The sequence below is a fragment of the Mycolicibacterium novocastrense genome (assembly GCF_001570485.1).
Lineage (GTDB): Bacteria > Actinomycetota > Actinomycetes > Mycobacteriales > Mycobacteriaceae > Mycobacterium > Mycobacterium novocastrense.
The window spans coordinates 184373-199479 of the sequence record NZ_BCTA01000069.1 but is presented as its reverse complement, the minus strand read 5'-3'; the positions used below and the strand labels follow the sequence as shown (position 1 = coordinate 199479).

Here is a 15107-nt window from a genome sequence, read left to right as displayed (position 1 = left end):
CACCCCGCGAGCCATCTCCTAGCCTTGCCGTGTGCGCCTCTTCGTGACCGATGCCCCCGGCGGTGGCTGGGATGAACTGACCGACGGCGGCCCACCGCCCGTGCGCGTCGCGGCCAAGGACCTGCAGCATGCGCGGCGGGTTCGCGCGCGGGTGCGGGCCGACGGTGAGGTCGCGGTCATCCTGGACGTCGCGGTGGCTGTCGCGGCCGACTTCCGGTCCGTGCGCGACGCGCTGGAACCGGGCGACGGCGTGCGCTACGCCGGCACCGTCGACGGTCTCGCCGGCCTGATCGCCGACATCTCATCGGCCGAGGTAGCCGACGGCGTCACGCTCGTGCCCGTGTCGCCGCGCGAGGATGTGCACGCGCTGGGGCGCGCGGTGCTGCGAAGCCTCGAATTGCGCAGTCAGGCCAAGGCCTCGTAGACCAGCCGGGCGTATCGGTTGGTGCGTTCGGTTCCCGTGGTTCCCGGCCCCATCCGGTTCATCACGTAGGCGAACGTCGTGCGGCGCTCCAGATCCATCGCGATCGCCGAACCGCCCCAGCCGCCCCACCAGCAGATCCTGCCCTCCGGGATGGCGGGAACGCTTTCGGGACACGGCAGCCCGAATCCGACGCCGAAGCGCAGCGGGATCATGAGCACCTGGTCGAGGCCGTGGGACTGTTCCTCGAAGATCAGATCGATGGTCGCCGGACTGAGGAGTTGCACGCCGTTGGCCTTGCCGCCCAACGCAATCGGCGCCAGGGCACGGGCCAGCCCGCGGGCGTTGCCGTGGCCGTTCGCGCCACCGATGTCGGCGCGCCGCCACGCGATCGTCTCGGCGATCGAGGCGACATCCTGGTCGGGCCGGATGGTGCCGAACGTCTTGATCATCGGATGGTCTTGTGGCAGTAGGTCGTAAGGCAGGGCCAGTGGCGGGGGTGCGATGAGCTCGGCTATGCGGTCGTCGTCCTCGGGTCGCGCACCGATCTGGACATCGGCGTCCAGGGGAGCGGCGATCTCGTCACGGACGAACTCCTTGAGCGACTTGCCGGTGACGCGGCGGATCACCTCGCCGATGAGGTGGCCGTAGTTGAGCGCGTGGTACCCCGACGCCGTGCCGGGGGGCCACCACGGCGCCTGGCCCGCCAGGTGGCCGGTCGAACGCTCCCAGTCGTACATGACCTCGAGGTCGAACGGCGCCTCCCAGCCGGACACTCCGGATGTGTGGGCAAGCAGATGCCGAATCTCGATGTCGTGCTTGCCATTCGCCGCGAACTCCGGCCAATAGTCGGCGACGGCGGCTTTGAGGTCGAGCAGTTCGCGGTCGACGAGGATCAGAGCCGCCAACGCGGTGAGGGTCTTGGTGCAGGACCAGAAGTTCACGATGGTGTCTTGGTGCCATGGCGTCGTCTTGGCGCGGTCGGCATGGCCGCCCCAGATGTCGACGACGCACTGGCCGTCGATGTCCACGGCGATGGAGGCACCCAACTCCTCACCCTTGGCGATCTCGTCGGCCAACGCGTCGGCGAGCTTGTCGAATCGACTGTCGCAGTGGCCGTGGACGCTGTCGCGCATCGGCTAATCATGCCTCTGCCCAGCGGATTTATGGAGAAAACCACGCTGATCCGAGCGTTTGTCCCGGTACCGTGACCGACAGAATTGCCGAATCAGGAGGTATGCGATGCACAGGTTCGCGACGGCGGTCGCCGTAGGCACGTTGATCCTGGGTCCGCTCGTGACGGCACAGTCCGCCGGTGCCGCCCAGGTGACCCCCGACCCGATCGCCCCTGTCCCGGCGGTGCCCCTCGAACCGAGGGTTCAGGCGTTGGACTGCCAGGGCACGACCGGGAACATGGGATGCGGTCCCGGTTGGTTCTGGCGCGATGGCTGGCGGGGATGGGGGTGCTACCCATGCTGATGTCGACGACGTTCAAGGTGTCCTGTGCGATCGCGGTGACGACATTCGCCGCAGCGCTCGGGATCGGTTCGGCCACAGCCCAATCCAATGACTACAGCAGGCTACCGGTCGATCCGAACACGATCACCGACTCGTTGGCCTATGCGGCGGCGCCGCTGGCCATCGATCCCGACGGGCAGCCCGGGGTGAGGGCCGAGTACACCCACCGCGAGGGCGGCACACGCCAGATCACGACCACCATCCTGGTGTTGGCCGATCCCGGGGCCGCTACGGCTGCACTGAACGGCGCGGCCGCCGACGTCGCCAACCAGCACTCACAACCTGTCGACGTGGGAACCGGCGGAACGATGGTCACCGGTACTTCGCGCGACGGCACCGAGTCCGTGGCCGTGTTGACCTTCACCGAGGGCAACACCGCGACGACGATCGAATTCGAAGGTCCCGCAAACGATCCCGCACCGGCCGACCTGGTGACCGAGCTGGGTCAGAAGCAGGCCGCGGCGATCACGAACTGGCAGGGCGCCTAGCGCGACGGCCGCGTCACCAATTGTCGTAGCCGCCTTCGGGTCCCAGCATGCGTTCCAGCCGGGTTCGGTTGATGCGGGCCAACTCGTTGCGGACGATCTTTCGCTCGGTCTCGATGTCGTTGTGCATCCGGTCGAGCATCGTTGCCAGCACCCGCTCGGCGTCGTAGCCGTTGACGAACATCACGAACCCGAAGCCGAAGTGTTCGAGGTATTGCTTCGACGCCTGACTCAGACGCTCCATCATCTCGGGCTGGTCACACCAGATCGCGCATTGTTCAGCGGCCGACTTCTCGCTGCCCGGCCGCCGCCCGATGTCCGGGTAGGCCTGCAGGATGGTGTCGATGGAGTCCTCGCCGAGGCTGAACAGCAGCGCATCGGCTTCACGGAACAGCGTGTCGTGGTCGGGGTACGGTCGCCCGCGCGCCAGATCCGCGGACAAGGGCACGCTGTAGCAGCATTCGTAGACGGCGTGGACGGCCCTGCGCATCGGCATCGCGTTGAACGCTTCGAGACCGATTCCCTGATGCATCAACACGACAGCAATAATCAGTCGTGGGGAGAACGTCCGGGTTACGTCGTGTTACGGGGAGGAAAAATCAGCGCCCGCGTAAATCCGTTCAGTGGGCCTTGTTGAACCGCTCGACCGACGCCTGAACCTCAGCCTCGGCCTCTGAGCGGCCGACCCAGTCGGCGGCCTTCACGTACTTGCCCGGTTCGAGATCCTTGTAGTGCACGAAGAAGTGCTTGATCGCCTCGAGCTCGTAGGCAGGCACGTCGCCGAGGTCTGCGATGTGCTCCCAGCGCGGATCGTCGGCGGGCACGCACAGGACCTTGTCGTCGCCGCCGGCCTCGTCGGTCATCCGGAACATGGCCACCGGGCGGACCTCCACGATGCAGCCGGGGAACACGGATTCGGGCAGCAACACCAGGGCGTCGAGCGGGTCGCCGTCCTCACCGAGGGTGTTCTCGAAGAACCCGTAATCGGTCGGATAGGCCATCGACGTGTACAGGTAGCGGTCCAGCTTCACCCGGCCGCTCTCGTGGTCCACCTCGTACTTGTTGCGGGAACCCTTGGGGATCTCGATCACTACCTCGAACTGCACGGCCGCGGCTCCTTGCCCTGTGCTCTTGTCTGGGTCGTCCGGTGATAACGCGGGTCAACCTTAAACGAGGGATACGCTGCTGTACGGGGGCGGTCTGGTTTGAGCAGGAGGATTATGCGGCCCGGTCAGTGGCGCCGATCCACGCACGTGGCCATCGGCGCGGCGGTATTGCTGCTGGTTGCCGTGGTCGTGCTGGTCGCTGCCCTGGTGACGGCGGGGCCGTCGACCGAAGCTTCTGCGGGTAAGCCGACGCCCCCGGCCGCAACCGCGAACCCCGGTGTCGTACCGGTGGCCGACTCGGCGCCCAGGCCTGTCCCGGACCTGCTGGCGGCCAAGCTGGCCCCCGTGCTGGCCGACCCGAATCTCGGTGACCTCACCGGCCGCGTCACCGATGCGCTGACCGACGCGGTGCTGTGGGAGCAGCGCGCCGACGTGCCGATGCAGCCCGCGTCGACGAACAAGTCGCTCACCGCCGCCGCGGCTCTGCTGACGCTGGACCGTGATGCCCGGCTCACCACGCGGGTGTTCAGTGGTTCCAGGCCCGGGGTGGTGGTGCTCAAGGGGGGCGGCGACCCGACGCTTTCGGCGGCGCCGGCCGGGGAGGACACCTGGTACCGGGACGCCGCGCGCATCAACGACCTGGCCGAACAGGTCCGGGGTAGCGGCATCGAGGTGACCTCCGTGCAGGTGGACACCAGCGCCTACAGCGGGCCGACGATGGCGCCGGGGTGGGATCCGCTCGACATCGACGGCGGCGACATCGCGCCGATGGAGTCGGTCATGCTCGACGGCGGCCGCACCCAACCGGTCAGCGTCGACTCGGCGCGGTCCCGCACACCCGCGTTGGATGCCGGCCGGGCGCTCGCGGCGGCGCTGAAGATCGACCCGGCGAAGGTCGCCGTGGCACCCGGTAGCGCGAGCGGCGGCAGGGAACTCGGTGCGGTCCAGTCGCCGCCGCTGATATCGCGTCTGCGCGACATGATGAACGCTTCGGACAACGTGATGGCCGAGGCGATGGGGCGCGAGGTCGCCGCGGCGCAAAACCGTCCGCAGAGCTTCGACGGCGCCGCGCGCGCGGTCCTCGACGCCCTGGGCGACGCCGGTATCGACATCACCGGCGCGAGGATCTTCGACTCCAGCGGGTTGTCCGTCGATGACCGGCTCACCGCCGAGACGCTCGACGAGGTGGTGCAGGCGGCGGCCGGAGACGACCACCCCAAGCTGCGGCCCCTGGTCGACCTGCTGCCCATCGCGGGGGGAAGCGGCACACTGTCGAACCGCTATCTGGACACCCCCATCGTCAAGCCCGCCGCCGGTTTCCTACGGGCCAAGACCGGCTCCCTGACCGGAACCAACTCCCTGGCGGGCATCGTCACCGACTCGAGCGGGCGGGTGCTCACGTTCGCGCTGATCTCCAACAACGCGGGCCCGACCGGACGCATCGCGCTCGACAACGTGGCCGCCACACTGCGAGCGTGCGGATGCAGCGCGTGAGCCCCTCGGCCAAATCCTCGCTGTCGGTCGGTCGCGCCGTCGACTGGGACTTCGCCGCCACCGTCGGTGAGAAGCTGGCCCGACCCGGTCCGGCCTCCACCGACTACACGCGCAGGCAGGTGATCGAACAGCTGGCCGAGGCGTCGCGCTCTGCCGAGCTTCCGGTGCGCGAGGTCACCGGTATGACCGAAGGCGGTGAGATCCCCGAGGCACGAATTGTGGACCGTCCGCAGTGGATTCGCGCGGCCACCCGCTCGATGCGCGTGATGACGGGGGGCTCGGACAAGCCGGCGGGCCCGATCAGCGGACGCATCACGGGCGCACAGACCGGAGCGGTGCTCGCGTTCATCTCCTCGGGCATCCTCGGCCAGTACGATCCGTTCGGTCCCGGCGGTGGCGAATTGCTGCTGATCTACCCGAACGTGATCGCCGTGGAGCGCCAGCTGCAGGTGCAGCCCTACGACTTTCGGCTGTGGGTGTGCCTGCACGAGGTCACCCACCGGGTGCAGTTCCGCGCCAACCCGTGGCTTGCCGAGCACATGTCCGGCGCCCTGGCCGTGCTCACCGAAGAAGGCACCGAGGACATCGCCGAGATGGTCTCCCGGCTGGCCTCGTTCGTGCGCAGCCGCCGCGACGAATCGAACGGCGCTGTGCCAGATGCCAATTCGAGCGGCATGATCGGGCTGTTGCGGGCGGTGCAGTCCGAACCTCAGCGTGAGGCCCTCGACAAACTGCTCGTGCTCGGCACGCTGCTCGAAGGCCACGCGGACCACGTGATGGACGCCGTCGGCCCCGCGGTGGTGCCTTCGGTCGCCACGATTCGCAAGCGGTTCGACGAGCGGCGTCAGCGCAAACAGTCGCCGCTGCAACGGGTGGTGCGGATGCTTCTCGGCATCGACGCCAAGCTCAGCCAGTACACCCGCGGCAAGGCGTTCGTCGACCATGTGGTGTCCGCTGTGGGCATGGACCGATTCAACGCCGTGTGGACGGGACCCGAAACATTGCCTCTGCCAACCGAAATCGACGAGCCGCACCGATGGATCGACAGGGTGCTGTAGCCGGGCTTCGAACGGCGGTCGGGGCGTTCGACCGCGACTTCGGCGTCGGTGACCGCTGGTGCATCGCACTGTCCGGGGGTCCGGACTCGCTGGCGTTGACCGCGGTCGCGGCGGGCCTCAAACCGACCACCGCGCTGATCGTCGACCACCGGTTGCAGCCGGACTCCGCCACCGTGGCCGAGAACGCGCGCAAGCAGGCCGTGTCTGTGGGATGCGTTGCCGCGCAGGTGATCACCGTCGACGTCGGGAGGGCGGGCGGCCCCGAGGCCGCCGCGCGCACCGCGCGGTACCGCGCGCTGAACGAGGCACGTCGCGAAATGCCGGTGCTCCTGGGGCACACGCTGGACGACCAGGCCGAGACGGTGCTGCTGGGTTTGGGCCGCGGCTCCGGGCCGCGGTCCATCGCCGCCATGCGGCCGTGGGACCCGCCGTGGGGCCGGCCCCTGCTCGGCGTGCGGCGGGCGGTGACGGAGGCGGCGTGCGCCGAGCTCGGCCTCACCCCGTGGCAGGACCCGCACAACTCGGACCGCAGGTTCACCAGGGTCCGCCTGCGTGAGGAGGTGCTGCCGCTTCTCGAAGACGTTCTCGGTGGTGGGGTCGCCGAGGCTTTGGCGCGCACCGCGGACGCATTGCGTGCCGACACCGACACCCTCGACGAGCTGGCCGACCGCACCTTGACGGGGCTGCGCCACGACGAAGCGCTCGACGGGACAGAACTCGCCGTCCTTCCACAAGCGCTGCGGCGCAGGGTGATTCGCCGTTGGTTGCTCGATGGCGGTGCCGCCGGGCTGACCGACAAGCAGATCCGCGCCGTCGACGCCCTCGTCACGGCGTGGCGGGGCCAGGGCGGAGTCGCGGTCGGCTCGTCCCTGCGCGAACGACGGCTGATCGCGGGCCGCCGGGACGGCATGCTGACCCTGCACACGGAGCCGGTGCGCACCATGAAAAACTGTGCCCGTGCCTGAGCGATCCGCCGATATGTACACCGGTGACATCAAGTCGGTACTGCTGTCGTCCGATGAGATCCAGGCGAAGATCGCCGAGCTCGGCGCCCTGATCGGCGAGGAGTACCGCGACACCGTCGCCGCCAACGGCCAAGATCTCCTGCTGGTGACCGTGCTCAAGGGCGCGGTCTTCTTCGTCACGGACCTGGCGCGCGCGATCCCGCTGCCGACCCAGCTGGAGTTCATGGCGGTCAGCTCCTACGGGTCGTCGACGTCGTCGTCGGGCGTGGTGCGCATCCTCAAAGACCTCGACCGCGACATCAACGGCCGCGACGTGCTCATCGTCGAGGACATCGTCGACTCCGGGCTGACGCTGTCGTGGTTGCTGCGCAACCTCGCGACGCGCCACCCCCGCTCGCTGCGGGTGTGCGCGCTGTTGCGCAAGCCCGACGCGGTACGCGCCGACGTCGATATCGCCCACGTCGGATTCGACATCCCCAACGAGTTCGTCGTCGGCTACGGCCTGGACTACGCCGAGCGTTACCGCGACCTCGACTACATCGGCACGCTGGACCCGAAGGTGTACGAGCAGCACTGACCGGCGCAAGATAGGGGCATGCGCGAAACAGCCCTTCGCATCTGCCCGCTGTGCGAGGCCACCTGCGGCCTGGTGCTCACCATTGACGACGGTCGCGTCACCGGTGCCCGCGGCGACAAAGACGACGTGTTCAGCCACGGGTTCATCTGCCCGAAGGGTGCCAGCTTCGGCGAACTCGACAACGATCCCGACCGGTTGGCCCGGCCGATGGTCCGTCGTGACGGCGTGCTGACCGAGACGACCTGGGCACAGGCGTTCGCCGCGGCCGCCGACGGTCTCGGCGGGGTCATCGCCGAGCACGGCGGTGCGGCGGTCGGGGTGTACCTGGGCAACCCGAACGCCCACACCATCGCGGGCGGGCTGTACACCCCGCTGGTCGTCAAGGCGCTGGGCACCCGGCAGGTGTACTCGGCGAGCACCCTCGATCAGATGCCCAAGCACGTCGCGCTGGGCCTGATGTTCGGCAGCCCCGTCGCGTTCACCGTCCCCGATCTCGACCGCACCGACTATCTCGTGGTCATCGGTGCAAACCCCCTTGTCTCCAACGGCAGCCTCGCGACCGCCGCCGACTTCCCCGGCAAGCTGCGCGCGCTGCGCAAACGCGGCGGCCGCCTCGTGGTCATCGACCCCGCCCGCACCCGCACCGCCGAAGTCGCCGACCGCCACCTGGCGCCACGGCCCGGCACCGACGCGGCGCTGCTCCTGGGAATCGTCCACGTGCTGTTCGACGAGGACCTCGCCGACCTGAAGGACCTCGACGGGCATGTCGACGGTGTCGATTTGGTGCGTGCACTCGCCGCCGACTTCTCACCGGACACCGTCGCGACGCACTGCGGGGTGCCCGCCGACGACATCCGCACGCTCGCACGCGAACTCGCCGCGGCGCCATCGGCCGCCGTGTACGGCCGGATCGGCACCTCCACCGTCGAATTCGGCACCTTGGGCAGCTGGCTCGTCGACGTCGTGAACGTCCTCACCGGCAACCTGGACCGCCCCGGCGGCGCGATGTTCCCGCAGTCGCCGATCGCCCCCGCTGCGCGGCCGCCGAAGCCGGGGCGCGGCTTTCTCACCGGGCGCTGGCACAGCCGCGTGTCGGGTTATCCCGAAGCCCTGTCGGAGTTTCCGGCCGCGGCGTTGGCCGAGGAGATCGACACCCCCGGTGACGGGCAGATCAAGGCCGTCGTCACGATCGCGGGCAATCCGGTGCTGTCGGCGCCCGACGGGGAACGCCTCGACAAGGCCCTGGACAGCGTCGAGTTCATGCTGAGCATCGACCCGTACCTGAACGAGACCACCCGGCACGCCGACGTCATCCTGCCGCCGCCTCCGCCGTCGCGCAGCGCACACTTCGACATCGCGCTCAACAGCCTGGCGGTGCGCAACAACGCGCGATACTCGCCGCCGGCCCTCCCGCTGACCGACCGGCCGGACGAAGCCGAGATCCTCGCGCGCATCGCCCTGATCCTCTACGGCCTGGGCCCCGACGCCGATCCGATGCTGGTCGACGATCAGGTGATCGCGGCGACGCTGGCCAAGGAGACCGCCGACCCGGATTCGCCGGTCGCGGGGCGTTCCGTCGACGACCTGACCGCGATGCTGCCGACGGCTCCGGGCTACGAACGGCGCCTCGACATGATGCTGCGCCTGGGCGCCTACGGCGATGCGTTCGGCGCCAACCCCGACGGACTCACGCTGGCCAAGCTCAAGGCCGCACCGCACGGCATCGACCTGGGTCCGTTGCGACCGCGCCTAACCGAGGTGTTGCGAACGCCGTCTGGCCGGATCGAACTCGCACCGCCTGAGTTGACCGCCGAGGTCGCGCGGCTGCGGGACGCGCTCGGCGTGCGCCCCGACGGGTTCGTGCTCATCGGACGACGGCACCTGCGTTCCAACAACAGCTGGATGCACAACCTGCCCGCGTTGTCGGGCGGGTCCAACCAGTGCACGCTGCGGATCCACCCCGACGACGCCGCGGAGCTCGGGCTGACCGACACCGCCGTCGTCAAAGGGCCGGGAGGTGAGCTGCTGGCCCCGGTCGAGATCACGCCGGAGATGCGCCGGGGCGTGGTGTCGTTACCGCACGGCTGGGGCCACAACCGCGACGGCACGGGTCAACGGGTCGCGGCCGCCGCGCCGGGCGTGAACGTCAACCAGCTCAACGACGGCAACCATCTGGATCCGCTGTCGGGCACCGCGGTGCTCAACGGCATCCCGGTGGACATCGCGCCCGCCGGCTGAGCCGGCAGGCTAGGTCAGCTCGTAGACCATGGTGACGTTGAAGCCGACGGCCTGCTGACCGGGCTCGATCGGCACCGCCGCCATCTCGGCGGCCGGGCCGCGCGGAGTCGGATACGGCGTCGGCGGCGACGACGCGGGCACCTCCGATATCGAGATGACCTTGCCGAGGTCCAACTCGGCCAGCAGCGCGTACTGTTCGGCGCGGCTCTTGGCGTCGTTGAAGGCGCGGGCGCGCGCTTCGCGCACCAGTTGGGAATCGTCCTCGATGGCGAGGGTGACGTTGTTGATCCTCGTCGCGTTACCGCCCCGGCCCGCGATGATCCCGAACACCTGGGGCGCCGTGTTGAGCGCGCGGACCTTGACGTCGATCGTGTTCGTCGCCCGGTAGCCGTCGATGGTGTTGTCGCCGCCGCCGTACTGCGGCTGCACGCTCACCTCGGAGGTGTTGATTTCCTTGCGGTCGATGCCCGAGTCGACCAGTGCGTCGATGACCCCGCGCTGCAGTTGGCTGGTCTGGTTGAGCGCGGCGGCTGCATCGGCGGCCACGACGTCCATCCCCGCGTTGATCGTCAGCGTGTCGGGCGCGCCGAGCACCTCACCGCTGCCCACGACCGTCACCTGGCGCTGTGTGTGGTCGTCGTCGTTGGTGAGGACGGGGGCGGCCGTCGCGTCACAGCCCGCGAGCAGGGCGACGAACCCCACCGCCGCGGCCACGAGGATTCGGGTGGGCGTCTTCGCCCGGGCAGCGATTGGCATGGCTGGCACCCTACCGTCAGGGAGTCACCATGATCTTGCAGTGCATGTCGGGGTCGGCGAGTTCGTCGAATGCGGCGCCGACGCCTTCGAGTCCCACTTCGCCGGTGATCAGCGGCGAGACGTCGATGCGCCCGTCGGCGATGGCGCGCAACGTCTCCGCGAACTCGTTGTAGTCGTAGGAGTTGACGAACTGGACGTTGATCTCCTTGGCGATGCCGAACAACGGTGTGACGGTGTCGGGCTGCATGCACACCCCCGCCACCACCAGGCGGCTGCCCAACGGAGCCCTGCGCAGGATCGAGCGTGACGTGCGCGCCCATCGTCGCTGCGAGTTCCCGGCGGCGCACCGAGAAGTCGGCCGCCGCAATGTATTCGACACCCTTGAGCCGCAACGCGGCGATGATCGCGATCCCGATCGGACCGCAACCGATCACCAGCGCGGCCTCGCCGGGGGCGAAGCCGGATTTGTTGACGGCGTGCAGCCCGACGGCCATCGGTTCGGTCAGCGCGGCGTGCCGCGGATCGACGCCCTCTGGCACGCTCAGCAGCAACGGCACCGACAGCAGCATCCTCTCGGCGTACCCGCCGAGCACCGTGTTGCTGGACATGATCGGTTCGAATCCCTTGGGCGACAACAACACCGGCAGTGACGTGACAAGAGTTCCCGGAGCGGGCGCCTCGGTGCCCGGACCGGCCTCGAGGACTTCGGCGCTGAATTCGTGGCCCATGAACACGTCGCTGCCCAGGTCGACGGGCAGCCCGCCCTGCACCGGCATACCGGTGATCTCGCGGGTGAGCCGCACCATCTGGTCGCCGTGCTTGGCGAAGTGCAGATCGGAGCCGCAGATACCGCAGGCACTGACCGCGACCAGAACCTGACCCTCCTGCGGAACCGGGTCGGGTACGTCGTCGCGGACCACCATCTGTCCGTCTCGCAGCACGGCAGCGCGCATTCACCAATCCAATCGGTTCAAGAACTCCAGCAGCGCGGCGTTGACCGCGGCGGGCCGCTCCTGCGGAAGCCAGTGCCCGCCGTCGATCATCACCTCGCGATAGTCGCCCGCGACGAGTTCACGGGCGCGGTGGCGGGGGGTGTAGGCCATCGTGGGATCCTCGGTGCCGCCGATGAACAACGCCGGCACGTCGATCGTCGCGGACGGCGGGCTCTCGGTCAGTTCCCAGTTGCGATCGAAGCAGCGGTACCAGTTGAGCGCGGGGGTGAAGCCCGTGCGGCTGAACTCTTCGATGTAGTAGTCGATTTCCTCTTGGCTGATCCAATCGGGTAGATCGCCTGGCTCGGGTATGCGGGCCAGGAAACCCTCCGGTCCCGGCGCGGTCATCCGCTGAGCCATGAGCCCGTCCCTGGAAGCGGTGGTCGAGCCGATGAGCTTGCGGATGGTGATGGCGGGGTCGCGGTTCAACTCCGCGTCGGCCGGGCCGGGCTCCTGGTAGTAGAGGACGTAGAAGAACTTCTCGCCGAAGATGCGGCGGAACGCCTGCGTCGTGGGCACCCGCGAGCGCGGTACCGGCGGCGCGCATATGCCCACCGCGCCGGCGAAGCTGTCCGGGTGAAGCAGCGGTGCGCCCCACGCCACGGCGCCGCCGAAGTCGTGGCCGACGATGACCGCCCGGTCGGCGCCGACGTCGTCGAGCAGGCCGACGATGTCGGCGCTCAGATCAACGATGGTGTAGGCATCGACGGCCTCGGGTTTGGACGACCGCCCGTAGCCGCGCTGATCGGGCGCCAGCACGTGATAGCCGGCCTCGGCCAAAGCGGGCAGCTGATGGCGCCAGGAGAACCCCAGTTCGGGAAAGCCGTGGGCCAGCACCACCAGCGGGGCGCCGGGCTCGCCGGCCTCGAGCACTCGCAGGCGGACGCCGTTGGTGTCGACGAACCGCTCGGTGAAGGTCAGCACGATCAACACCCAAGCACTTCCGCAGCGCGAGTGTGGGCATAAAGCACGTCGCCATGGCCGGCAGCGTGCGGGTAACCCACGTTCGGCGGGATGGTGTGGAGAACCGTCGGGAACCTTGGTTCGTTGGTCTAGCGGTAGCCTGAACTATTCCAACTGCGCACTTGTTGGAAGCGGCTTAGAAGGCAGGAGTGGTCGCTGACGGCCGGGGACAACGGCCCGCCACGCGGCCGGACGACGACGGATAGTTGATGAATCGGAAAAATGTCATCCGCACGCTGACCGTGATAGCGGTCGTGCTGTTGCTGGGCTGGTCCTTCTACTACTTCAGCGATGACACGCGGGGTTACAAGCCCATCGACACGTCGGTGGCGGTCGCGCAGATCGACGGCGACAACGTCAAGACCGCGCAGATCGACGACCGCGAACAACAGCTGCGGCTCGACCTCAAGAGCGGCAACGGCGACACCGAGAACAGCGACAAGATCATCACCAAGTACCCGACGGGGTACGGGGTCACGCTGTTCGAGGCGCTTCAGGACAAGAACGTCAAGACCAACACCGTGGTCAACCAGGGCAGCATGCTCGGCTCGCTGCTGATCTACCTGCTGCCGCTGCTGCTACTGGTCGGGCTGTTCATCATGTTCTCCCGCATGCAGACCGGCGGGCGGATGGGCTTCGGGTTCGGCAAGTCCAAGGCCAAGATGCTCAACAAGGACATGCCGAAGACCACGTTCGCCGATGTCGCCGGGGTCGACGAGGCCGTCGAAGAGCTCTACGAGATCAAGGACTTCCTGCAGAACCCGTCGCGGTATCAGGCGCTGGGCGCCAAGATCCCCAAGGGCGTGTTGCTGTTCGGCCCGCCCGGCACCGGTAAGACGCTGCTGGCGCGCGCGGTCGCCGGCGAGGCCGGGGTGCCCTTCTTCACGATCTCGGGCTCTGACTTCGTCGAGATGTTCGTCGGCGTGGGCGCCTCGCGCGTGCGCGACCTGTTCGAGCAGGCCAAGCAGAACAGCCCGTGCATCATCTTCGTCGACGAGATCGACGCCGTCGGCCGGCAGCGCGGCGCCGGGCTGGGCGGCGGCCACGACGAACGCGAGCAGACACTCAACCAGCTGCTCGTCGAGATGGACGGCTTCGGCGACCGCCAGGGCGTCATCCTGATCGCGGCCACGAACCGGCCCGACATCCTCGACCCTGCGCTGCTGCGGCCCGGTCGCTTCGACCGCCAGATCCCGGTTTCCAACCCCGACCTGGCCGGCCGCCGCGCGGTGCTCAAGGTGCATTCGGCGGGCAAGCCGATCGCTCCCGACGCCGACCTGGACGGGCTGGCCAAGCGCACCGTCGGCATGTCCGGCGCCGACCTGGCCAACGTCATCAACGAGGCAGCGCTGCTGACCGCCCGCGAGAACGGCACGGTGATCACCGGCCCGGCGCTGGAGGAGGCCGTCGACCGTGTCGTCGGCGGTCCGCGCCGCAAGAGCCGCATCATCAGCGAGCAGGAGAAGAAGATCACCGCCTACCACGAGGGCGGGCACACGCTCGCCGCGTGGGCGATGCCGGACATCGATCCGATCTACAAGGTGACGATCCTGGCCCGCGGCCGCACCGGCGGGCACGCGATGGCGGTCCCCGAGGACGACAAGGGCCTGATGACCCGCTCGGAGATGATCGCGCGGCTCGTGTTCGCGATGGGCGGACGCGCCGCCGAGGAACTGGTGTTCCGGGAGCCGACCACCGGCGCGGTGTCCGACATCGAGCAGGCCACCAAGATCGCCCGCGCGATGGTGACCGAATACGGCATGAGCTCCAAGTTGGGTGCGGTGCGCTACGGCACCGAGCACGGCGACCCGTTCCTGGGTCGCACCATGGGCACCCAGGCCGACTACAGCCACGAGGTCGCCCAGACCATCGACGACGAGATCCGCAAGCTCATCGAGGCCGCCCACACCGAGGCCTGGGAGATTCTCACCGAGTACCGCGACGTGCTCGACACCCTCGCCGGCGAACTGCTGGAGAAGGAGACGCTGCACCGGCGTGAGCTCGAGGAGATCTTCGGCGACGTGAAGAAGCGCCCGCGGCTGACCATGTTCGACGACTTCGGCGGCCGCGTTCCGTCCGACAAGCCACCGATCAAAACGCCCGGCGAGCTGGCGATCGAGCGCGGCGAGGAATGGCCCAAACCGGTGCCCGAACCCGCCTTCAAGGCCGCGATCGCCGCGGCCACCAAGGCCGCCGAGGCCACCAAGGTGGCCGAGGGCGGCCCGAACGGCGCCCACGGCAGCGGCAACGGTTCCTCGGGTCCGACGCAGCCCGACTACGGCGCCCCCGCCGGGTGGCACGCACCGGGCTGGCCGCCGTCGCAGCAGCCGCCGGGCCAGCAACAGCCGCCGGTCCAGCAGCCGCACGGCTACTGGTATCCGCCGCCGCACCAGGGTTGGCAGCAGCAGCCCTACCCGCCGTATCAGCCGTATCCGCAGCAGGGGCCGCCGCAGCAACAGGCTGCGCCACCCCAACCGAACGAGGACAAGGGTCAGGACAACAGCCGGCGTAACGGCTGACAGGCCGACCGGCTC

General features: G+C 68.7%; 13 protein-coding genes and 1 pseudogene. 8 read left to right on the top strand and 6 right to left on the bottom strand.

Annotation, left to right across the window (positions count from 1 at the left end):
- Nucleotides 1-31: 31 nt before the first annotated feature.
- On the top strand, nucleotides 32-424 hold the full coding sequence (locus RMCN_RS23240) for a hypothetical protein (RefSeq protein WP_067394129.1): 393 nt from the start codon (nucleotides 32-34) through the stop codon (nucleotides 422-424).
- On the opposite strand, the gene RMCN_RS23235 is transcribed toward RMCN_RS23240, so the two are convergent.
- Nucleotides 406-1557, bottom strand: a complete 1152-nt coding sequence (locus tag RMCN_RS23235) for a serine hydrolase domain-containing protein (protein ID WP_067394126.1) — start codon at nucleotides 1555-1557, stop codon at nucleotides 406-408. The two genes, RMCN_RS23240 and RMCN_RS23235, sit on opposite strands and share 19 nt — an antisense overlap.
- 282 nt (nucleotides 1558-1839) lie before the next feature.
- On the opposite strand from RMCN_RS23235, the gene RMCN_RS23225 reads away from it, so the two are divergent.
- A complete protein-coding gene (locus RMCN_RS23225) occupies nucleotides 1840-2427 on the top strand; it encodes a hypothetical protein (protein ID WP_234787756.1) in 588 nt (195 codons plus the stop codon).
- A gap of 13 nt (nucleotides 2428-2440) precedes the next feature.
- On the opposite strand, the gene RMCN_RS23220 is transcribed toward RMCN_RS23225, so the two are convergent.
- Together RMCN_RS23220 and RMCN_RS23215 are read right to left on the bottom strand one after the other, a co-directional pair.
- Nucleotides 2441-2956: a 2-oxo-4-hydroxy-4-carboxy-5-ureidoimidazoline decarboxylase gene (locus tag RMCN_RS23220; RefSeq protein WP_067394334.1), complete on the bottom strand. Its 516-nt coding sequence runs from the start codon at nucleotides 2954-2956 to the stop codon at nucleotides 2441-2443.
- Between the two features lie 88 nt (nucleotides 2957-3044).
- Nucleotides 3045-3530: an inorganic diphosphatase gene (locus RMCN_RS23215; RefSeq protein ID WP_067394120.1), complete on the bottom strand. Its 486-nt coding sequence runs from the start codon at nucleotides 3528-3530 to the stop codon at nucleotides 3045-3047.
- A gap of 114 nt (nucleotides 3531-3644) precedes the next feature.
- Between RMCN_RS23215 and dacB the strand changes: the two genes are divergently transcribed.
- Genes dacB through RMCN_RS23190 form a run of 5 tightly spaced genes read left to right on the top strand, consistent with a single transcriptional unit; the run spans nucleotide 3645 to nucleotide 9862 of the window.
- Nucleotides 3645-5024, top strand: a complete 1380-nt coding sequence (gene dacB / locus RMCN_RS23210; protein WP_067394118.1) for a D-alanyl-D-alanine carboxypeptidase/D-alanyl-D-alanine endopeptidase — start codon at nucleotides 3645-3647, stop codon at nucleotides 5022-5024.
- Complete coding sequence (locus tag RMCN_RS23205; RefSeq protein ID WP_067394331.1) at nucleotides 5012-6082, top strand: Rv3626c family coenzyme F420 biosynthesis-associated protein; 1071 nt, start codon at nucleotides 5012-5014, stop codon at nucleotides 6080-6082. The genes dacB and RMCN_RS23205 overlap by 13 nt, the downstream gene beginning before the upstream one ends.
- Entirely contained in the window at nucleotides 6061-7047 is a 987-nt protein-coding gene (gene tilS, locus RMCN_RS23200) for a tRNA lysidine(34) synthetase TilS (RefSeq protein ID WP_067394115.1), read from the top strand. The genes RMCN_RS23205 and tilS overlap by 22 nt, the downstream gene beginning before the upstream one ends.
- Nucleotides 7048-7060: 13 nt before the next feature.
- Nucleotides 7061-7624 (top strand): hypoxanthine phosphoribosyltransferase, encoded by a 564-nt coding sequence (gene hpt / locus RMCN_RS23195; protein WP_067394111.1) that lies wholly within the window; start codon nucleotides 7061-7063, stop codon nucleotides 7622-7624.
- 18 nt (nucleotides 7625-7642) lie between these two features.
- On the top strand, nucleotides 7643-9862 hold the full coding sequence (locus RMCN_RS23190; protein ID WP_067394108.1) for a molybdopterin-dependent oxidoreductase: 2220 nt from the start codon (nucleotides 7643-7645) through the stop codon (nucleotides 9860-9862).
- A gap of 9 nt (nucleotides 9863-9871) precedes the next feature.
- On the opposite strand, the gene RMCN_RS23185 is transcribed toward RMCN_RS23190, so the two are convergent.
- From RMCN_RS23185 to RMCN_RS23175, 3 genes and pseudogenes are all read right to left on the bottom strand, one after another.
- Complete coding sequence (locus RMCN_RS23185) at nucleotides 9872-10618, bottom strand: SIMPL domain-containing protein (protein WP_067394106.1); 747 nt, start codon at nucleotides 10616-10618, stop codon at nucleotides 9872-9874.
- Nucleotides 10619-10634: 16 nt separating this feature from the next.
- Nucleotides 10635-11571 (bottom strand): annotated as a pseudogene (locus tag RMCN_RS23180) (alcohol dehydrogenase catalytic domain-containing protein).
- Nucleotides 11572-12537 carry an alpha/beta fold hydrolase gene (locus RMCN_RS23175; protein ID WP_409366070.1) on the bottom strand — a complete coding sequence of 322 codons (966 nt, stop codon included), beginning with the start codon at nucleotides 12535-12537 and terminating at the stop codon, nucleotides 11572-11574.
- A 245-nt stretch (nucleotides 12538-12782) separates the two neighbouring features.
- Between RMCN_RS23175 and ftsH the strand changes: the two genes are divergently transcribed.
- A complete protein-coding gene (gene ftsH, locus RMCN_RS23170; RefSeq protein WP_067394103.1) occupies nucleotides 12783-15092 on the top strand; it encodes an ATP-dependent zinc metalloprotease FtsH in 2310 nt (769 codons plus the stop codon).
- Nucleotides 15093-15107: the final 15 nt, after the last annotated feature.